The following is a 20194-nucleotide window of genomic DNA, read 5'->3' as shown; positions in this document are numbered from 1 at the left end:
CGCTCAGCCCCTCATCCGCGGGTCGATGACGCGGTAGGCCAGGTCGAGCAGGGTGCTGATGGTCACGTACGCGACCGCCGACAGCAGCACGACGGCCATCACCACCGGCATGTCCTGCCCCGTGACGGCCTCCATGGCCACCCGCCCGAGCCCGGGACGCCCGAACAGCACCTCGGTGATCACCGTCCCGCCGAGCAGCGTGCCGGTGAACCAGCCGGCCAGCGTCACGGCGGGGATCAGCGCGTGCCTGAGCGCGTGCCTGGCCACCAGCGCCCGCTCGGTCAGCCCGCGGGCCCTGGCGGTGACCGCGAACGGCTGTTCCAGGGCCCGTTCCAGCCCGCCGCGCAGCACCTGGCCGAGCACGCCCGCGATCGGCAGCCCCAGCGAGAGCGCGGGCAGCACGAGCGCGAGCGGCCCCGCCGCCCCCGACACCGGGAACCAGCCGAGCGTGAACGAGAACACCGACAGCAGCACGATCCCGATCAGGAACGGCGGCACCGACACCGACACCAGCTCGGCCAGCGAGGCCACGCCGCGCGGCAGCCGCCCGCGCCCGGCGGTGACGATCGCGATCACCCCGGCGAGCGCGACGCCGACCCCGGCCGCCGCGAGCGTGAGCTGCGCGGTCGGCAGGATCTGCGTGGCCAGCACCTCGCCGACGCCGAGCTGGAGCCGGTACGAGCGCCCGAGGTCGCCGTGCAGCAACCGCCACAGATAGGACAGGTACTGGACGACCTCCGGCCGGTCGAGTCCCCATTCCTGGACGATCCGCGCCCGGATCTCCGGCGTGTCGGCCCCGTCGCCGATCAGGATGTCCACGGTGTCGCCGGGGGCGAGCAGCAGCGCGAGGTAGGAGGCCGTGGCCGCCGCCCACAGGACGGCGAGCCCGGTCCCGAGTCGTCGGATCACGTCCCGATCCGTACGTCGTAGGCGCCGGCCGGCGTGCCGGACGCGGGATCGAAGCCGAGCCCCTGCACGCTCCTGCGCGCGGCGAGCTGGTCGGCGGGCACGTAGAGCGGGAACACGATCGCCTTCTCCCGCACCACCGCCTGCTGGACCTTGGCGTAGAGCTCCTTGCGCCTGGCCTGGTCGGAGCTGGCCGACGCCTGCGCGAGCCACTTGTCCACGCGCTCGTCGGTGAAGTGGGTCCGGTTGATCGCGCCCTGGCCCGGCAGGATGAGGTTGAGCGCCGCGCCGACGTCGGGGTCGCCGCGCGAGTTCTCGAAGATCTCGTACTCGTTCTCCTCCACGGCCTTCTGCGCGCTGCCCTGATCGACGATCTTGACCTGGAAGTCGATGCCCGCGCTCTGCTTGACCTGGGCCTGGACGGCCTGGGCGAGGATGTCGCGGCGGTCGCGGACGAACGGCGCCGAGGCGACCGTGCGCACGGTGAGCCGCCTGCCGTCCTTGACCCGGAAGCCCTCGGCGTCGCGCTGCCGCCAGCCCGCCGCGTCGAGCAGCGCGTTCGCCCTGGCCGGGTCGCCGCCGTAGGCGTTCTCCAGGGTGGCGTCGTAGAACGGGCTGCGTTCGCCGACGACGCTCCACGCCCTGGTGGCGGTGCCCTGGTAGACCGACCGCAGGACGGCGTCCACGTCCACGGCCTCGCGGAAGGCCTCGCGCACGCGCTGGTCGTCGAAGGGGGCGCGGCCGGTGTTGAAGTAGTAGGAGAAGGAGGTGCCGGCGTTGAGCGACGTGCGCAGGGCCAGGTCGGGGTCCTTCTTGATCAGTTCGACGTCGGTGGCCGGGACGCCCTCGATGACCTGCACCTGCCCCGAGGTGAGCGCGCCCACCCGGACCGCCGCCTCCGGCAGGAACCGGTAGGTGAGCTCGGAGAGGTAGGCGGGGCCCTGGTGCGCGGCCCCGGCGGGCGGCCACTTGTAGGCGGGGTTGCGGCGGTAGCGGATCTCCTGGCCGGGCACGTACCGGTCGAGGATGAACGGCCCGGTTCCGACCAGGTCCGTGCCGCCGAACTTGAGGTCCTTGGCGTGCTTGAGTGAGGCCGGCGAGACCTGCCCGGCGTACGGGGAGGCGAGGAAGTCGAGGAACAGCCCGTCGGGCTCCTTGAGCGTGATCCTGACCGTGTACGGCGAGACCACCTCGGCCTGGTCGAAGGCGCGCAACTGGATCGCCGAGACGGCCGGGTTGTAGCCGGGCACGCGGAACTGGTCGAGGTTGGCCTTCACCGCGGCGGCGTCGAACCGCGTGCCGTCGTGGAAGGTCACGTCCCGCCGCAGGTCGAGGGTGTAGGTCAGGCCGTCGTCCGACGCCTTCCACGAGGTGGCCAGCCAGGGGTGGAAGGTGCCGTCCTCGGCCCGCGAGAGCAGCGCGTCGAACTGGTTGAACACCAGCAGCCGGACCTTGTTCTGGGCCCACTGCTGGGGGTTGAGGGTGATCGGCTGCGTCTCGATCGCCCAGGTCAGGGAGGTTCCGGGGGCCTGCTCGGCGGGTCGCTGGGCGCCGCACGCGGCCAGCGCGAGTGCCAGCAGGACGGCGGGCAGGCGCTTCACGGGCGTTCCCAGGCTTCGGCGAGCAGCTCGTAGGAGCGCACGCGGTCGGTGTGGTCGTGGGTGATGGTGGTGACCAGCAGCTCGTCGGCCCCGGTGACCCGGCGCAGCACCCGCAGCCGCTCGGCCACCGTCTCCGGCGTGCCGACGAACTGCGTGTCGATCCGGTCCTTGACCAGCGCGCGGTCGGCGTCGGTCCAGACGTGCCGGGCCGCCTCCGCCGGCGTCGGGTACGGCATCGCCCCCTCCCCGGTCCTGATGCTGCGCACCCACAGCCCGTACGGCGAGGCCAGCTCGCGCGCTCTGGCCTCGTCCTCGGCCACCACCGCGTCGGCCGACACGATCACGTACGGCTCGGCCAGCTCGCCCGACGGCTTGAACGCCTCCCGGTACGCCTCCACGGCCTCCAGCACGCTGGACGGGCTGACGTGGTAGTTCGCCGCGAACGGCAACCCGCGCTCCCCCGCGACCTGGGCGCTCTGCCCGCCGCTGCTGCCGAGGATCCACACCCGCAGGTCGGCTCCCTCGCCCGGCACGACGTGCGCCTCGTGGGTCCCCTTGAGCAGCGCCAGCACCTCGTCGATCTGGTCGGCGAAGTCAGGCGTCACGGCTCCGGGCTGCTGGAGCAGGCTCGCCTGGAAGGCCAGGCGGGGCACCTTGGCCAGCCGCGACCAGTCGAAGGGCGGCGGGATGAGCAGCCCGTCCACCACCCTGGCCTCCTGGCCAGGGTGGTGGACGGGGGCCGGCTCGGTCCTGCGCTGCCCTGACCGCCCGATCCCCAGATCGAGCCGTCCCGGATGCAGCGCGTCGATGACCCCGAACTGCTCGACCACCGACACCGGCGTCTGGTGACCGAGCTGTACGGCGCCCGAGCCGACCCTGATCGTCGCGGTGGCCGCCGCCACCAGGCCGATCAGCACGGCGGGGGCCGAGCCGGCCACGCCCCGGGCGAAGTGGTGCTCGGCCAGCCAGTAACGGACGTAGCCGAGTTCCTCCGCGCGGCGAGCGAGGTCGATGGTGTTGCGCAGCGCCTCGCCCGCGGTGCCGCCCGAGCTGATGGGGGCCAGGTCGAGGATGGACAGGCTCATGACGCGCTCCCCGGGAACGGACGGCTGGGGATCTCCTTGCGCAGCGCCGGCGCGATCTCGGCCTGGAACAGCTCCAGCGTCTCCCGGTGCTGCCCCGGCGTGAGGCCGTCGGCGTCGGCCTGCAGATGCATGACCTCGTGCCCGAACCGCTTGTGGTAGCGCAGCACCTTGTCGATGATCTGCTGCGGGCTGCCGACCAGGATCGAGCTGCGCTCGATGGCGTCCTCCAGGGTGGGGAAGACCGGCTCCACGCCGACCCGCCGGAACGTCTCCAGCCGGGCTTCGTAGATCGGCCGGTAGACGGCGACGGCCTCCTGCGAGGTGCGGGCCGCGTAGTAGCCCGCGGTGCCCGCCCCGACCAGCGCGTCGGCGGGGTCGTGGCCGTAGTGCGCCCAGCGTTCGCGGTAGTGGTCGATCAGCTCGGCGTAGGGCTCGATGGGGTTGGTGACGTTGGCCGAGAACAGCGGGTCGCCGTAGCGGGCGGCCAGGTCGACCGACTCCTTGCTGGTCGCGCTGCCGTGCCAGACCCTGATCGGCTTCTGCAGCGGACGCGGCCAGGTCTCGGCGTCGGTCAGCGAGGGGCGGAACCTGCCCTCCCAGGTGACCCTGTCCTCCCGCCAGAGCCGGCGGAACAGCTCGTACGACTCGCGGTTGCGCTCCCACTGGTCCTCGGTGGTGACGTGGAAGAGCTTGGCCTGCGCCGCGCCGTTCCCCTTGCCGACGATCAGTTCGAGCCGGCCGCCGGACAGGTGGTCGAGCGTGGCGTAGTCCTCGTAGGCGCGGACCGGGTCGAGCAGGCTCAGCGTGGTGACCGCGGTGAACAGCCTGATCCTGGACGTCCGGGCCGCGATGTGGCTGAGCACGACCGGGGGCGAGGAGGAGATGAAGGGCCGTTCGTGCCGCTCGCCCACGCCGTAGCCGTCGAAGCCGAGTTCCTCGAAGAGCACGGCGTTCTCGACGACCTCGCGGAAACGTTCCGTCGGTGATCTGCCGTCGTTGTGGACGATCAATGTGATGCCGAGAAATTTCATGACACCTCCGCGTACCTGCTCGCCGGGCGCGGCAGGCCGAGGAGCCCGCGTAACGTCCCGGCTTCGTACCTGCTCCTGAAGGCCCCGCGCCCGCGCAGCTCGGCCGTCAGCTCCCGGCTGATCCGCTCCAGGTCGTACGGCACCGCCCCCGGCCGCAGCCGGAACCCCTCGATCCCGGCCCGCCGCCACTCCAGCAGCAGGCCGGCCAGCTCCGCCACGGTCCCGGTGAAGATCGCCGCGTCGGAGGCCAGTTCGGCGCCGTCCAGCTCGTCGAGCCGCGCCTTGCGCCGGGCCGCGTCCGGGCCCAGGAAGACGACCAGGTCGGCGAAGATCTTGATCGTGCCGGACAGGCCCCGGACCTCCTCGACGATGTCCCGCGCGTGCTCGGCCGAGCGCGGCGTGACGAAGACGACGTCGGCGCTCGCCGCGGCGAACTCGTACGGCAGTCGCGCGTGGGCCAGCGCGGCCACCACCGGCTGCCCCTGCGGCGACCTGGGCGTGATGGACGGCCCCTTCACGGAGAAGAACCCGCCCTCGAAGTCGATGTAGTGGAGTTTGTCCCGGTCGATGAACCGGCCGGTGGCCACGTCCCTGATCTCGGCGTCGTCCTCCCAACTGTCCCAGAGCCGCCGGGCCACCTCCACCGCGTCGGCGGCCTCGGCGAACAGGGCGCGCACGTGCGGGTCGGCCGACAGGTCCACGCCGCCGGGCCGGTTCAGCACCTGGTCGATCGGGGGGAACCGGCGGCGGCCGAAGTGGGCGGCCTCGCTCGCCCGCGCCGAGATCTGCGGCCGCCAGCCCGCCCGGCCGCCGCTGACGTGGTCGAGCGTGGCGATGCCGATGGCCACGTGGAACGGCTCGGTGTGCGTGGTGGTGGCCGTCGGCACCAGGCCGATCCGGGTGGTGAGCGGCGCCAGCCGGGCCGCCAGCAGCACCGCGTCGAACCGGCCGCGCACCTGGTCGGTGCGGTCGTCGGGGCCGTCGGGCAGGGTGGACTGCGGTCCGAGGGCGTCCTCGACGGTGACGAAGTCGAGCAGCCCGCGCTCGGCCTCGGCGACCAGCCCCGCCCAGTGGCCGGCCGAGAAGAGCCGTTCGCCGGGGGTCTCGCGCCAGGCGGCGGGGTGCCAGCCCGCGCCGTCCAGCGCCACGGCCAGGTGCAGTGTCATGACAGCTCCAGGTGTTCGCGCAGGGTGGTCCCGGTGTACTCGGTGCGGAAGACGCCGCGTTCCCGCAGCACCGGCACCACGCGGTCCACGAACTCGTCCAGCCCGCCGGGGGTCAGGTGCGGGACGAGGATGAAGCCGTCGGCCGCCTCGGCCTGCACGTGCTCGTCGATCTGCCGGGCCACGCTCTGCGGGGTGCCGACGAACGTCTGCCGTCCGGTCACCTCGATCACCAGCTCGCGGATGCTCAGCCCCTTCTCCCCGGCCAGCGCCCGCCATTTGGCCGCCACCTCGGCGCGGTCCTTGATCGGCACCCGTCCCTGGGAGACGCCTTCGGACAGGTCCGGCTCGACGTCGGGGAACGGTCCATCGGGGTCGAAGGCCGACATGTCCCGCCCCCACACCTGCTCCAGGAACGCGATCGCGGTCTGCGGCCCGACCTGCTGCCGCCGGATCAGGGCGGCGTTCTCGGTGGCCTCCTCCTCGGTGTCGCCCAGCGCGAACGTCACGCCGGGCATGATCTTGAGCTGGTGGGGTTCGCGGCCGTACCTGGCCAGGCGGCCCTTGACGTCGGCGTAGAAGCGCCTGCCGTCCTCCAGCCTGCCGTGCGGGGTGAAGATCACGTCGGCGTGGGCGGCGGCGAACTCGCGGCCGTCGTCCGAGTCGCCGGCCTGGATGATCACCGGGTGTCCCTGCGGGGCGCGCGGCAGCGTGAACCGGCCCTCGACGGTGAAGTGCCTGCCCCGATGGCTGACCGTGCCGATCGCGCCCTCCCTCAGGAAGCGGCCCGTGTCCGCGTCGGCGAGCACGGCGTCCGGCTGCCAGGAGTCCCACAGCTCGCGCGACAGCCGGACGAACTCCGCGGCCCGCTCGTACCGGTCGGCGCGGTCGAGGAAGCCGCCGCGGCGGAAGTTCTCGCCGGTGAAGGCGTCGGAGGTGGTCACCACGTTCCAGGCGGCCCGGCCCTCGCTCAGGTGGTCGAGCGTGGACAGCCGCCTGGCCAGCTCGTACGGCTCGTTGAAGGTGGCGTTGACGGTGCCCGCGAGCCCGAGCCGTCCGGTCACCGCGGCCAGGGCGCTGAGCACGGTCAGCGCCTCGGGCCTGCCCACGACGTCCAGATCGTGGACGCGGCCCTTGAGCTCGCGCAGCCGCAGCCCCTCGGCCAGGAAGAAGAAGTCGAACGTGCCGCGCTCGGCCGTCCTGGCGAGGTGGACGAACGAGGCGAAGTCGATCTGGCTCCCCGACCGGGGATCGGCCCACACGGTGGTGTTGTTCACGCCGGGGAAGTGCGCGGCGAGGTGCACCTGCCTCTTGCGCGTCACCGGCCCCGCCCGTGCGGCGTGTTCCAGGCGTCGGGCAGGCCCTCGATGGTCTCGCCGAACGCCGGGCGCTGGTAGAGGTCGCGGGCGTAGCCCCACAGGTGCTCGAAGTCGGGCAGCTCGCGCTCGCTGACGAGGTGGTCGCGGTTGTGCAGCGCGTCGAACCTGGCCAGCGTCACCCACAGCCGCACGTCCGCCTCGGTGATCGTGTCACCGGTCAGGAAGCGCTGCTCGGCCAGGCGTTCGTCCAGGCGTTCCAGGGCCGAGACGACGCGGTGGCGCTCCTCCTCGCGGGCGGCCTCGGTGCCGGCGGGGGCCACCCGCGTGACGCCGGTGTTGACGTCGTGGTAGATCCACCCGTTCAGCTTGTCGATCTCGGCGCGCAGGTGCTCGGGGTAGAGGTCGACCGAGGTGTCGGCCCACTTCTCGAACTGGGTGGCCAGGTCGATCGTGATGTCGGGGAAGTTGTTGCTGACGATCCTGCGCCGCGCCCTGTCCCAGAGCACGGGCACCGAGATGTGGCCCGGGTAGCCCTTCTCGGTGGCGTCGTACGCCTGCTCCAGCAGGGTGAAGCCGTTGACCGGGTCCGGGCCCCTGCGCTCCCTGAAGGCCCAGCCGCGGCCGTCGCGCTCGTCGTCCACGTACGACAGCGTGACGACGTCCTCCAGGCGCTTGAGCTTGCGGACGATCACGGCGCGCTGGGCGTAGGGGCAGGTCCAGGCGACGTAGAGGTGATAGCGGCCGGGCTCGGCGCGGTAGCCGCTGGTCCCGTCGGCGGTGACGCGGTCCTGGAAGGGGTAGATCGGGCGGTCCCAGCCGGACGACAGATGCAGGCGGCCGGGGCCGTACTGGCCGTAGGCGGTGCGGTCGAGCGGGCCGGCGTAGACCGGCGTGCCGGTGGTGGCGGTCACAGGTTCTCCTGGTGGGGTAGGAAGCGGCCGAACCGGCCCTGGTGGTAGAGGAGCGGACGGCCGGCGTTGTGCGTGGCCGCCTCGGCCACCAGACCGACGACCAGCACGTGGTCGCCGACCTCGACGGTCTCGTACGGCAGGCAGATCAGGTGCGCGGAGACGTCCTGGAGCAGCGGCGCGCCCAGCGGCCCGGCCCTCCATCGCGTGGGCGCGGCGAACCGGTCCACCCCCTTGCGCGCGAACCGCGCCGCCAGCTCGGCCTGGTCGCTGGCCAGGATGTTGACCGCGAAGTGGTCGGCTCCGCGCAGCCACGGCCAGGTGGTCGAGGACTGGTCGACGTAGAAGGAGACGAGCGGCGGATCGAGGCTGACCGAGGAGAACGAGGTGGCCGTGAGCCCGACGGGGATGCCGTCGCTCTGCGCGGTGATCACCACCACTCCGCTGGCGTGCACGGCGAGCGCCTGGCGGAACACGTCCGCGCCGACGGCCTGCTGGTCGGGCAGCGTGTCGGTCATGCGCCGGCCCTGCCAGGTCGGCGGGCTCGGGACGGGCGGACAGGTCGGAATGCGATCACGGAAAGGCTCCTCACGGGAGAGAGGGCGTGCTCACGCCGCTCCCGGCGGCGGGGCCGGGAGCGCCGGGAAGGGGGCACGGAGAGGGGGGATTCGTCAGCGGAGGCGTGGACGGCGTCGGCCACGCTGGAGCGCTCGGGGGAAGGCGGGCGGCTGCTGGTCCGTGATCAACGACACTGGGCGCTGGCGACGTGGCCGAAGTCCACGTGCGGGCGCCTGGTCAGGAGAGTGCCCTGGCTCATGCCCACGACGCTAGGCCGCCGCAAGCCGGAAGTCAATATTCCCTACTGGTTTTAAAGGGAATACCTATTGGGATGAATCGCGAAGTTTGGCGGACGGCACCGGGATCGCCGGGAAAGGGTTGTCCGGCAGCAGGATGACCCGGCGCGCCTGCCGGGACTGTAGGGCCGCGTCGAGGTGCAGCAGGGCGGCCCCGATGCCGGCCGCGCCGACCATGTACCCGGTGTCCGCGCTCACCTCGCCCGGACGCAGCCGCCGGTACGCCTGGTACCAGCGGAACCCCTGGCCGTCGTGGTTGTCGCCGCGTCCGATGAGGTGCTCGGCGAGCACCCGGGCGTGCTCAAGGCGGGCCTCGTCGCCGGTCGCCGCCCACAGGCCGACGAACAGTTCGAGCAGCCCGGCCGCGCCGCAACACTGGCAGGCCACGTTCCAGAAGCCGTCGGTCTGCCGGTGGGGGGCGCCGCTCTCGACGACGCCGTGCGCGAGTCGTTCGACCCAGTCGAGGTGGCCGGGGTCGCCGGTCACCCGGTACAGCTCGTAGAACATCCGGGCCACGCCCGCCGAGCCCGAGCAGAAGCCCAGGTAGTGCAGCTCGCGCCCCTGCGGCACATGGTGGGGGACGACCGCGCACCTGCCCGCCACCGCGCTCACCTCGCGCACGAAGCCCGCGCCACGGGCGGCCGCCTCCAGGAAGCGCCGCTCCCCCGTGACGCCGAAGAGCCTGGCCAGCAGGAAGGCGGTGCCCGCCGTGCCGGACAGGAAGCCCGGGGTGACGGCGTCGAGGGGCAGGTCGGCGCAGTCGCCGAAGCGGTGGCCGGGCACGGCGAGCCCGGCGATGCGCTCGCCCGCCGCCACGGCCGTCTCCGCGTAGCCCGGCACGCCGAGCGCCGCCGACGCCTGGAGCAGCCCCAGCACGATCCCGCCGTCGCCGCGCTGTGCGGGCTCCCGCGTCCAGCCGGGCCCGCCGTCGAGCGGGCGCGCGGCCCGGACGATCGCGTCGGCCACCGCGACGGCCTCCTCCTCGAAGACGCCGTCGCCGAAGGCCCAGCCGGCCTCGATGAGCGCGACGAGGGTGCCGGTCAGGCCGTGGTAGAGGGACAGGTCGGCGCGTTCGCGCCAGGTGGCGGCCAGGTAGCGGGCGCCCCTGCGGGCGTCGTCCAGGTACGCCTCGTGGCCGGTCGCGGCGGCCAGTTCCAGGAAGAACAGCACGATGCCGGCCGCGCCCGCGTACAGGGAGGCGGAGTCGCCGGCGGCGGCCGACCTGCCCCGGGGGTCGGGGTTGGCACGCCAGTGACGGCCTCGGCCGTCGTCCACGGCGGCGGTGCGGATCCAGCGGCCCGCCATGATCGCGGCGGTCAGCGGAGTCTCGGCGCGCTCACTCGGCGAGCGGGTCCGGTCCAATCCCATACTCCATTCTCCCACACTTCCGGTAGGAAAATTGGTGTTTCGCCAAGGGTTCGCCTCCATCATGACGGGTAACGGAACGATGACGGTGTGTACCGAACGGGGAGGGCGTCGTGAAGCGTCCCATCAGCTGTGCCGCGCTCCTGGCCCTGGTCGCCACGGGCTGCACGAACACCGGGTTCGACACGGGGCAGCACCTGCCGCAGAACGACGGCGCGAACGCCGACGCCAAGGGCGTCCTGCACGTGCGCAACGCCCACCTCCGGGCCGCCTCCGGCCAGGCGGCCTCGCCCGTCTCGCCCGCCTCCGAGCAGACCCTCTACGCCGTGCTGATCAACGACGGCCACAAGCCCGACCAGCTCCAGCAGATCACCGTCGACGGCGGCGGCTCGGTGCAGCTCTCCGGCGCCGCCACCGACATCCGGCCCGACCAGCCCGTGGGCACCAACGAGCAGCCCCTCGGCACGGTCACCGGCGTACGCGGACCCTCCGTGCCCATGACCTTCGTCTTCCGCGACGCGGGGGCCGTGCGGGTGATCGTGCCGGTGAAGCAGAACGCGTCCCAGCCCCCCGCCGGCCCGGCCGCCACCACCACCCCGGCGGCGCCGGGACACGCGCCCAAGCACGCTCCCCGGCACTCACCCGGCCACTGAGGCTGACGGCTGCCGACCGCCACGGCCGTCAGCGCATGCCCGCGAGCACGCCGCGCGCGACGGCGTCGCGTTCGGCCGCCCCCTCCGCCGCCGCCTCCTGCTCGCCCGCCACGCGCACGTCGTAGGCGGCGCGGGCGGCGGCGATCTCGCCCTGGTGCTCCTCGGTCCAGGTGACCAGGGCGCGGATGGTGGCGTGCAACGTGCCGCCCAGGGGCGTCAGCGCGTAGTCCACGCGGGGCGGCACGGTCGCATGGACCGTACGGCTCACCAGGCCGTCGCGTTCCAGGTGACGAAGGGTCCTGGTCAGCATGCGCTGGCTCACGCCGTCGATCATGCGGCGCAGCTCGGTGAAGCGCAGGCTGCGCCGGTCGAGCAGCGCGATCACCTGGAGCGACCACTTGTCGGCGACCCGGTCGAGGATCTGCCTGACCTCGCAGTCCTCCCGCTGGTCCCATTGCAGCACGTCGTAGTCGGTATCCCCGCAGTGACCGAGTGACATCGAAGTTCCGTCTTCCATGAGTCCCAATAGTCACCAAAAATGCTGCTGGTTACAAGAAGGAACCGACTGTTGTGGAAGGAATGCATCATGTCTCCCATGTCTCCCTCGAACGAGCGCATGGGCGCACGCGCGTGGAGCGCGCTGTTCGTCCTGGCGGGGGCCGTCTTCCTGGAAGGCATCGACGTGGCCATGCTGAACGTGGCGCTGCCGTCGATCCGCGCCGACCTCGGCCTGTCCACCGGCACGCTGAGCGGCGTGGTCAGCGCGTACGTGCTGGGCTACGGCGGGTTCATGCTGCTGGGCGGACGGGCCGCCGACCTGCTCGGGCACCGCCGCATGTTCCTGACCTGGATGACGGTGTTCCTGCTCTTCTCCGGCCTGGGCGGGCTGGCGACCGAGGGGTGGATGTTGCTGCTCGCCCGGTTCGTCACGGGGGTCGCCGCCGCGTTCATGGCGCCCGCCGGGCTGGCGCTGGTCACCGGCACCTTCCCCGAGGGCCCGCAGCGCACCAAGGCCCTCGGCGTCTACGCCGGGACCGCGGCCGGCGGCTTCTCGCTCGGCCTGGTCGCCGGCGGCCTGCTGGCCTCGATCGGCTGGCGCTGGGTGTTCTTCGCCCCCGTGGTGCTGTCGGCGGTGATCCTGCTGGCCGCCGTCCCGCTGGTCAAGGACTCCGGCGAACGGGCGCGGGGCTCGTTCGACCTGGCCGGGGCGCTGACCATCACCGGCTCGATGCTGCTGCTCGTGTACGGCGTGGTCCGCCTGGAGGCGCCCGCCGACGGCTCCGGCGTCACGCTCGCGACGTTCGCCGCCGGGCTGCTGCTGCTCGCCCTGTTCGTGCTGATCGAACGCCGCTCGGCCAACCCGCTGGTCCGGCTGGACATCCTGCGCTCGGGGCCGCTGGTCCGGGCCAACCTGGGCGCGCTGCTGTTCCTGGCCTCGTTCGCCGGGTTCCAATTCCTGGCCACGCTCTACCTCCAGGAGGTGCGCGGTTGGAGCACCCTGCAGACCGGCCTGGCCATGCTGGTGATCGGCATCGACACGGTCCTGGCCCCCACGCTCACGCCGCGCCTGGTGAACAGGTTCGGCAACGCCCGGGTGCTGTTCGGCGGCATCGTGCTGTCGGCGCTGGCGTACGCGCTGTTCCTGCCGGTCGGCCCGGACTGGACGTACGCCGCCATGCTGCCCACCATGCTCCTGCTCGGCCTGGCCTTCTCGCTGACGTACGGCCCGTTGACCATGGCCGCGACCGAAGGCGTGGACGAGGACCGGCAGGGCCTGGCCGGCGGCCTGCTCTACACGGCGATGCAGTTCGGCACCGCGCTCGGCCTGTCGGCGGTGACCGCCGTGAACGTGGCCGCGCTCGGCGGGGGCACCGCGCCGACCCTGGACTCGCTCCGGATCGCGCTGGTCGTCCCGGTGGCCGCCGCGGTGGTGGCCGTGCTGGTGACCGCGTTCGGCCTGCGGGCCCGCGCCGCCGCCGCGCCCGTCGAGAGCCCGGTGCCCGAGACCGTCGGTTAGGACGATCCCCTGCGCAGGAACCGCCACGGCCGGACGATCTCCCGGCCGGGTGGCGGCTCCTCGGCCTGGAGCCGGTCGAAGAGCAGGCGTACGACGTCGGTGTAGTCGTGCCTGAGCGGGCCGACGGTGCTGAGCTGCGGGTTGCTGATGAGCCCCTCGTCGATGTTGCCGACGCCGACCACCGCCAGATCCTCGGGGATGCGCAGCCCCGCGTCCCGGGCGGCCCAGATGACGCTGATCGCGGCCCGGTCGGAGGCGGCGAAGACCGCGTCGGGACGGTCGGGCGAGCGGAGCAGTTCGGCGGCGGTCTGGTAGGCCGAGACCCGGTCGTCCGCGCCGGAGGTGATGATCCGGTCGGTGACGCCGTGCCGGTCGAGGGCCGTGGTGTAGCCCAGCAGGCGGCCGACCGGCCGGTCGCGGTAGAGCTCGTAACGCTGGCCCATGAACGCGATCCGCCGCCGTCCCCCGGCCACCAGGTGCTCGACCGCCTCGGCGCACGCCTCCGTCTCGGGGGTGCGCACGACGTCGCAGCCCTCGGGCACCTCCTCGTTGCGCAGCGCCACCATGGGCAGCCCGGCGGCGGCCAGCTCGGCCAGCAGGTCGCCGGTGAGATGGTCACCGGTGACGTTGAACAGCGCGCCGTCGGCGATGCCGCCGAGCAGCACGTCGACCGCGGAACGGGCGCGGGCCGGCGAGTAGACGGCCAGCGTGACCACCGAGTAGCCGCGGGCGTCGGCCATGTCGTGCAGGTCGGCGGCCAGCCGCTCGTCGGCGGGCACCCCGCCGAGCGAGCCGAGCACCAGGCAGACCCGCTGCGTGCTGCGCCGGCGCAGGCTGCGGGCGGCCTGGTTGGGGGTGTAGCCGAGCTGTTTGGCGGCGTCGAGCACCCGTTTCCTGGTCTCCGCGCCGACGGGACGGTCCCGGCCGCTGAGTACGTAGGAGACGGTCGCCACGGACACGTTCGCCAGTTCGGCCACCTGGCGGGCTGTAGGTCTCACGCCTAGATCATGGCTCCTTCCGCACCCTGGAGAGCTTGTCGGGGTTGGCGACCGTGTAGATGTCGCGCACCTGCGACCCGTCGGGGGTCAGGTCCACGACCATGACGGCGAACGGCGCGTTCTCCACGAACACCACCGCCGAGGGGTCCCCGTTGGTCTCTCTGTACTGGATGTCCAACCCTTCCATCGGCTGGGCGGTGCGCGCGACGAGCAGCCGGGCCACCTTGTCCCGGCCCCGGACCGGACGCGGGCCGCCCACCACCGACTTGCCGCCGCCGTCGGCCCACAACGTCACCTCCGGCGCCAGCAGCTCCATCAGCGCGTCGAGGTCGCCGCCGAACGCCGCGGCCACGAACCGTTCGGTCACCTCCTGCTGGACGTGCGCGTCCACCCGGTTGCGCGGCCGTCTGGCCTGGACGTGCTCGCGGGCCCGGTGCGCGACCTGCCGTACGGCGGCGGGGCTGCGGCCGAGCATGCCGGCGATCTCGGTGTGCTGGAAGGCGAACACCTCGTGCAGGATGAACACGGCCCGCTCCAGCGGGGTCAGCGTCTCCAGCACCACCAGCAGCGCCAGCGACACCGACTCGCCCCGCACCACCTCCTCCGCCCCGTCGGCTGCCCTGTCGGCTGCTCTGTCGGCGGCTCTGTCAGCCGCGGTGACCAGCGGCTCGGGCAGCCACGGCCCGACGTAGGTCTCGCGGCGGCGGCGCAGCGCCGACTGGTGGGCGAGCGCCTGGTTCACGGCGATGCGCACCAGGTAGGCGCGCGGGTTCCCGATCTCGTCCGGATCTCTCGACGACCACGACAGCCAGGTCTCCTGGAGCACGTCCTCGGTGTCGGAGACGCTGCCGAGCATGTTGTAGACGATGGAGAACAGCAGCTCCCTGTGGCCGGCGAAAACGTCCGTCATTCCAGGCATCATGTCCTCTGAGAGCGTTCGCGGCCCCCTGGTGTGACATGAGCCGCGTCACGCCAGGTAGCGCAGCCACAGGTACGGCGTGGCGAGCGCGACCGTCGTCACCGTGACGACCAGGCCGTACTTCGTGAACTGCCAGAAGCTGATCGGGGTGCCGTTGCGGGCCGCGATGCCGAGGATGACCACGTTCGCCGCCGCGCCCACGGCGGTGGCGTTGCCGCCCAGGTCGGCGCCGAGCGCCAGGGCCCACCACAACACCTGCGCCGGTCCGTTGCCGCCGTTGGCCTGGACGAGGTCGGCCACGATCGGGCTCATGGTGGCCACGTACGGGATGTTGTCCACGATGGCGGACAGGCCCGCCGAGGCCCACAGCAGCACCATCGCGGTCAGCCCGAGCTCACCGTGCGTGGCCCGCGCGGCGGCCTGGGAGACCCGGTCGATGACCCCGGTCTCCACCAGCGCCCCGACCATGACGAACAGGCCCGCGAAGAACACCAGCGTGGGCCACTCGACCTCGGCGATCGCCTCCTCGGTGGTCACCTTGGTGAGGGCCACCAGCACGCCGGCGCCGAGCAGCGCCACCACCGACGGCTCGTAGTGCAGCACGGGATGCAGCACGAACGCCGCCATCACCAGCGCGAGCACGGTCAGCGACTGCCACAGCAGCCTGCGGTCGGCGATGGCCTCGCGCTCGTCGAGCGCCATGATCTCGGCCGCCAGCTCGGGATCGTAGGTGAACGACCGGCGGAACATCACCCGGCACAACCCGATGAAGACGACGATCAGCACCACGATCAGCGGGGTCAGGTGCACGAGGAAGTCGTTGAAGGTCAGCCCGCCGCGGCTGGCGATGATGATGTTGGGCGGGTCGCCGACCAGGGTGGCGGTGCCGCCGATGTTGGAGGCCATCGCCTCGGCGATGAGGAACGGCGCCACCGGCAGCGCCAGCCGCTCGCAGACCAGGAACGTCACCGGCGCGATCAGCAGCACGGTGGTCACGTTGTCCAGCAGCGCCGACGCGCCCGCGGTGATCAGGATTAGCAGCACCATGAGCCGGAACGGGCGTCCCCTGGCCCGTTTGGCGGCCCAGATGGCCAGGAATTCGAAGACGCCCGTCTGTTTCAGCACGCCGACGATGATCATCATGCCGAGCAGCAGGAAGATGACGTTCCAGTCGATGCCGGTGTGCTCGTCGAAGAAGGCCGCGCCGCCGTCGGTGGCGTGCAGCACCAGCATGATCCCAGCGCCGCCGAGCGCCGCGGCGACCCGGTGCACCTTCTCGGTGGCGATCAGCGTGTACGAGACGAGGAAGACGGCGACCGCCAGCCACGCGGTGACGGTCACGGCGGACCACCTGGGAAAGCCTTCAAGGAGAACTCCACGATCGACGGCAGAATCGCCGACCAGACTTCCCGGCACACCTCACGACAACTTACCAAACAGACGCGATCGAGCGGGACCGGCGGACTGGCCGCCCGTACGGGGGCCAGGCGCCGGTCGCGCCCTGTGGCGTGGCGGTCAGGCGACCTCGAACTCGCCCCTGAAGTCCGCGTTCAGCACGCTGCCGGACGCGCCCGAGACGCACGAACCGCCGAGCAGGTGGCTGCCGAACCGGCCCGTGAACGTCTTGCCCCTGAACGGCCCGGACTGGATCGTCCCGGACACCTTGGCCGTGTCGTGCACGACGTCGACGATGCGCGCACTGGCCATGCTGGTCTGCTTGGTGCCTCTGATGGTCCAGTCGATGGTGACCGTGCCGATGCCCCCGGGCGCGGTGCTCCCGGCGGAGGCGGCGCGGTCGCGGACGACCCCGTCGGAGGCCCCCCAGCGCTCGCGGTCGTAGACGATGCGGTCGGCCATCTCGCGCTCGTCGCGGTCGTGGATGATGCGGTCGGCCAGGTTGTGGCCCTCGCGGTCGTAGATGATGCGGTTGGCGAGGTTGCGCCGCTCGTAGTCGCGGGTGCCGAACACCTGGTCGAACGCGTTGCCGCCGCCGGACGGGCGCCCTCTTGAGGTGAACGCCCTGCTCCCGTCGCAGTTGGAGTGCACGCCGTTGAAGGTGGCGTGGAGCTGGGCCGCCGTGACCCCGGAGCCGCTGCGGTCCACGCAGTTCCACGCGCCCCTGTCGGAACGTTCCGTCTGCGAGAGCCGGCCCGCCCCCGGCAGGTACTGGGCCTTGCCGGACACGGTGCACGAGATCGCGGCCGCGGCGTGCGCGGCCCCCGGGACGACGACCGGAGCCAGGACGGTCAACCCGGCGGCGGCCAGAGCGGGCAGTGACGTGGCGAGAGTGGGCATGACTGCTCCCTTTCGAGACAGGACGGGTCGGCGCATCACAACGGGATGGGCCGACCTGTCACGACGGGACAGGTCGACGCGAGCCGCCGGCCGGGCCCGCCATCGCTCTCCGGTGAGAGGTCCCGATCTCGGACGCTACGAGGCGAGACGCAAACGTCGTCCCAAATGGCCGCACGTGGCGTCCCAGATGTACGGACTCACCCCTGCCTGTCCCGCCAACGGGTCTGCTTGGCCTGGCCCAGGTGCCGTCGCCCATCGGCCCCCCTGCCGGAGAACTCGACCACCACGCCCGACCACCGCGCGGCCTCGTTCAGCGCCGCGATCACACGAGCCCGTGCGTCCGGGCGGCGGCGGCCGCCTGGGTACGGGTGGAGACGTCGAGCTTGCTCAGGATGTTGGAGACGTGCACGCTCACCGTCTTCTGCGCGATGAACAGCCGCCCGGCGATCTCCCGGTTGGTCAGCCCCTCGGCGACCAGCCGCAACACCTCGACCTCGCGCGCGGTCAGGCCACCCTCGGGCTGCCCGCCGCCGAACCGGGCCCGCCTGCCGAACTCCAGCAGCGCGGCCTCCAGCGGCGCGGCCCGCAGGCTGCCGGCCGCCTCCTTGGCCAGGGCCCACTCCGCCTGCGCCGCCTCCCGCTCGCCGGCCGCCAGCAGCGCCTCGGCCAGCCGCCAGCGCGCCCTGGCCACCTCGTAGACGAAGCCGAAGTCGAAGGCCGCGACCACCTCGCGCCACAGCTCGACGTCGAGCCGCCCGTGGAGGCGGTGCCAGTCGGCCTCCACCCGCAGCGTCCAGGCCTGGCCCTCGGGACCGAGGTGGCCACCTTCGCCGGTCGGCCCCTTGGTGGCGGCGAACCGGGCGCGGGCCAGCAGGTCGTCGGCCCCCTCCGTGGTGCCCAGCTCGGCCATCGCCCACAGGCCGACGGCGGCCAGCCGCAGCGCGCCGGACTCGCCCTCGTCGAGCGTGGCCATGGCCGCGTGGACGTGGTCGAGCGCGGCGGCCGGGTCGCCGTTCCACAGGGCGTGCTCGGCGGCCATGCCCCGCGACATGTACGTCGCCAGCGGATCATGCCAGAACGGACGCAGCCACCCCAGCCGCTCCTCGACCACCGGCAACCCTCGCCCCACCTCGATGAACAGGGCGAACGACGACAGGATGGCCTCCGACAGCGTGCCCACCCGCGCGCCGAACCCGGCGGCCACCGCCTCCGCGGCGTCCCACTCGCCGGCGACGTAGTGGATGAGCAGGCGCAGGAAGCGCAGGTCGGTGCCGTAGGTGCTCCAGTTGAGGCCGGTGCTGACGGCCAGCTCGATGCCGTTGTCGGCCACCTCGGCGGCCTGGGCGAGCAGGCCCTGCTCGTAGTGGATGCGGGCGTGGTGGAAGCGGGCCCGCAGGTCCATCGCCAGGTCGCCCGTCTCCCGGGCGGAGGCGCTCTCGACCAGCGAATGGGCCCGCGCCACATCACCCCGCTGCTCGACGTAGCTGGCCAGCGTGAGCAGCGCGCCCACCTCGGCGTCGACGGCGCCGCACGCGCGGGCCGTCTCCAGGGCGCGCGCGGTCAGCGGCTCGACCTCGTGGTGGCGCGCGGTCCACAGCAGCGTGCGGGCCTGGGTGGCGAGGGCGCGGGCGAGGCTCGGCTGGTCTCCGGCCTCCTCGACCGCGCGCTCGGCGGCGGCGATGGCGCCGGGCGGGTCGTTGGTCTCGAAGAGGTAGTAGGCCAGCCGCTCGTCGACCTCGGAGGACGACGGCAGCGCCCGCAGCCGGTGGACCGCCCGGTGGTTGTCGCCGCTGTCGGCCGCCGCGACGGCGCTGCGGAAGGCCAGCGCGACCCGGCTCTCCCCGGCCAGCTCGTCGGCGCCCTCGACGCGGTCCCACAGGGCGAGCGCCTGGTCATAGTGGTTGTGGGCCTCGGCGGGCGCGCCCAGCCGCTCGGCGTCCCGGCCCGCCTGGGCCGAGGCGGCGAGCGCCCCGGCCAGGTCGTGGCTGGCGAGGTGGTGGTGGGCCAGCTCGGCGGGCGAGGTGAGCAGACGGGTGAAGTCGGCGTGGAGCCTCGTGCGCTCGCCGGGCAGCAGATCGGTGTAGACCGCCTCCTGCAGCAGGGCGTGACGGAAGGTGTAGCCGTGGCCCTGCACCTTGAGCAGGCCGCGCGAGACGATCTCCCTGACCGCCTCCTCGAACTCGGCCAGCGGCAGCCCCGAGACCTCGCGCAGCAGCTCGTCCTCCACCCGGCGGCCGGCCACCGCGGCGGCGCGCAGCACCCGCTGCCCGGCCTCGGACAGCACCTCGACCCGCGACAGCAGCAGGCTGGCCAGCCCGTCGGGCAGGCTGTCGCCCTCGGACATGGCCGCGAACAGCTCTTCGGCGTAGAACGGGTTGCCGTCGGCGCGCGAGACGATGACCCCGAGCTCCTGCGCCCCCACCTCTCCCAAGGTCGTGACATAGTCCGACATCTCGCCGGACCCCAGCGGACCCAGCTCCACGTTCGTCACCGACGGCAGCCGCTTCAGCTCGGCCAGCACCCCGCGCAGCGGATGGCGGCGGTGGAGGTCGTCGGTGCGGTAGGTGCCGGCCACGCAGACGCGCTCGCTCTGGAGCATGCGGCTGAGGAAGACCAGCAGGTCGCGGGTGGAGCGGTCGGCCCAGTGGAGGTCTTCGATCACGAACAGCACCGGCTGGACGTCGGCCAGCAGCCCGAGCAGCGAGCCGAACAGCCGCTGCTGGGTGAGCCCGGCCGAGGGCGCCCCGCTCTCCTGGCCCGGAAGGAGCTGGCCCAGCATGGGATGGGCGGCGACCGCCTCGCGCACGCCGGGCTCGGCCCCGCGCAGCGCGTCGGCCAGCGGCAGGTAGGGCAGCGCGTCGCCCAGCTCGGCGCACTGGCCGACCATGACGTGGAAGCCGCGCTCGCGCGCCTCGGCCACCAGCTCACCGGCCAGACGCGTCTTGCCGATCCCCGCGTCGCCGCCGATGAGCGCGACCCCGGCCGTGCCGCCGGCCGCGGACTCCAGCACACGCACGAGCTTGGACAGCTCGGCCGAGCGCCCGACGAGAAGACCGTTCACGCCAGCAAGTGTGCCACGC

General features: G+C 72.7%; 17 protein-coding genes. 2 read left to right on the top strand and 15 right to left on the bottom strand.

The window, feature by feature from the left end; genetic code table 11:
* Positions 1–3 precede the first annotated feature (3 nt).
* The 9 genes from AB0J97_RS09840 to AB0J97_RS09800 all read right to left on the bottom strand — a co-directional run bounded on the left by AB0J97_RS09840 (position 4) and on the right by AB0J97_RS09800 (position 10235).
* Positions 4–909, bottom strand: a complete 906-nt coding sequence (locus tag AB0J97_RS09840) for an ABC transporter permease (RefSeq protein ID WP_364086627.1) — start codon at positions 907–909, stop codon at positions 4–6.
* The gene (locus AB0J97_RS09835) at positions 906–2507 is read right to left on the bottom strand and encodes an ABC transporter substrate-binding protein (protein ID WP_364086625.1); all 1602 of its coding nucleotides are present in this window, start codon (positions 2505–2507) and stop codon (positions 906–908) included. The genes AB0J97_RS09840 and AB0J97_RS09835 overlap by 4 nt, the downstream gene beginning before the upstream one ends.
* Positions 2504–3592: an LLM class flavin-dependent oxidoreductase gene (locus tag AB0J97_RS09830; protein WP_364086623.1), complete on the bottom strand. Its 1089-nt coding sequence runs from the start codon at positions 3590–3592 to the stop codon at positions 2504–2506. Before AB0J97_RS09830 ends, AB0J97_RS09835 begins: the two co-directional genes overlap by 4 nt.
* A complete protein-coding gene (locus tag AB0J97_RS09825; protein WP_357702823.1) occupies positions 3589–4623 on the bottom strand; it encodes an LLM class flavin-dependent oxidoreductase in 1035 nt (344 codons plus the stop codon). The genes AB0J97_RS09830 and AB0J97_RS09825 overlap by 4 nt, the downstream gene beginning before the upstream one ends.
* Positions 4620–5789 (bottom strand): LLM class flavin-dependent oxidoreductase, encoded by a 1170-nt coding sequence (locus tag AB0J97_RS09820; RefSeq protein ID WP_364086621.1) that lies wholly within the window; start codon positions 5787–5789, stop codon positions 4620–4622. Before AB0J97_RS09820 ends, AB0J97_RS09825 begins: the two co-directional genes overlap by 4 nt.
* Positions 5786–7108 (bottom strand): NtaA/DmoA family FMN-dependent monooxygenase, encoded by a 1323-nt coding sequence (locus tag AB0J97_RS09815; RefSeq protein ID WP_364086619.1) that lies wholly within the window; start codon positions 7106–7108, stop codon positions 5786–5788. The genes AB0J97_RS09820 and AB0J97_RS09815 overlap by 4 nt, the downstream gene beginning before the upstream one ends.
* On the bottom strand, positions 7105–8016 hold the full coding sequence (locus AB0J97_RS09810) for a glutathione S-transferase C-terminal domain-containing protein (protein ID WP_357702829.1): 912 nt from the start codon (positions 8014–8016) through the stop codon (positions 7105–7107). The genes AB0J97_RS09815 and AB0J97_RS09810 overlap by 4 nt, the downstream gene beginning before the upstream one ends.
* Positions 8013–8531 carry a flavin reductase family protein gene (locus AB0J97_RS09805; protein WP_357702831.1) on the bottom strand — a complete coding sequence of 173 codons (519 nt, stop codon included), beginning with the start codon at positions 8529–8531 and terminating at the stop codon, positions 8013–8015. The genes AB0J97_RS09810 and AB0J97_RS09805 overlap by 4 nt, the downstream gene beginning before the upstream one ends.
* A gap of 363 nt (positions 8532–8894) precedes the next feature.
* Positions 8895–10235, bottom strand: coding sequence for a lanthionine synthetase LanC family protein (locus AB0J97_RS09800; RefSeq protein WP_357702833.1), 1341 nt, complete (start codon positions 10233–10235; stop codon positions 8895–8897).
* Between the two features lie 110 nt (positions 10236–10345).
* Here AB0J97_RS09800 and AB0J97_RS09795 point away from each other — a divergent pair, with 110 nt between their 5' ends.
* Positions 10346–10885 carry a hypothetical protein gene (locus AB0J97_RS09795; protein WP_364086616.1) on the top strand — a complete coding sequence of 180 codons (540 nt, stop codon included), beginning with the start codon at positions 10346–10348 and terminating at the stop codon, positions 10883–10885.
* A 28-nt stretch (positions 10886–10913) separates the two neighbouring features.
* Here AB0J97_RS09795 and AB0J97_RS09790 read toward each other — a convergent pair whose 3' ends face one another.
* Positions 10914–11402, bottom strand: a complete 489-nt coding sequence (locus AB0J97_RS09790) for a helix-turn-helix domain-containing protein (RefSeq protein ID WP_364086614.1) — start codon at positions 11400–11402, stop codon at positions 10914–10916.
* A 78-nt stretch (positions 11403–11480) separates the two neighbouring features.
* Between AB0J97_RS09790 and AB0J97_RS09785 the strand changes: the two genes are divergently transcribed.
* Positions 11481–12902, top strand: a complete 1422-nt coding sequence (locus AB0J97_RS09785) for an MFS transporter (RefSeq protein WP_357702839.1) — start codon at positions 11481–11483, stop codon at positions 12900–12902.
* Here the strand turns inward: AB0J97_RS09785 and AB0J97_RS09780 are convergent.
* From AB0J97_RS09780 to AB0J97_RS09760, 5 genes are all read right to left on the bottom strand, one after another.
* Entirely contained in the window at positions 12899–13900 is a 1002-nt protein-coding gene (locus AB0J97_RS09780) for a LacI family DNA-binding transcriptional regulator (protein WP_364086611.1), read from the bottom strand. The two genes, AB0J97_RS09785 and AB0J97_RS09780, sit on opposite strands and share 4 nt — an antisense overlap.
* Positions 13901–13907: 7 nt before the next feature.
* Positions 13908–14810: an RNA polymerase sigma factor SigJ gene (gene sigJ, locus AB0J97_RS09775; RefSeq protein WP_364086609.1), complete on the bottom strand. Its 903-nt coding sequence runs from the start codon at positions 14808–14810 to the stop codon at positions 13908–13910.
* Between the two features lie 57 nt (positions 14811–14867).
* On the bottom strand, positions 14868–16160 hold the full coding sequence (locus AB0J97_RS09770; protein WP_364086606.1) for an ArsB/NhaD family transporter: 1293 nt from the start codon (positions 16158–16160) through the stop codon (positions 14868–14870).
* Positions 16161–16334: 174 nt separating this feature from the next.
* Positions 16335–17114, bottom strand: a complete 780-nt coding sequence (locus AB0J97_RS09765) for a hypothetical protein (protein WP_364086604.1) — start codon at positions 17112–17114, stop codon at positions 16335–16337.
* 322 nt (positions 17115–17436) lie between these two features.
* On the bottom strand, positions 17437–20175 hold the full coding sequence (locus tag AB0J97_RS09760; RefSeq protein WP_364086602.1) for an AAA family ATPase: 2739 nt from the start codon (positions 20173–20175) through the stop codon (positions 17437–17439).
* Positions 20176–20194 lie beyond the last annotated feature (19 nt).

Origin of the sequence: Nonomuraea sp. NPDC049607 (assembly GCF_040675375.1) — a bacterium.
Lineage (GTDB): Bacteria > Actinomycetota > Actinomycetes > Streptosporangiales > Streptosporangiaceae > Nonomuraea.
This window is presented reverse-complemented; position numbering and strand designations above follow the sequence as displayed.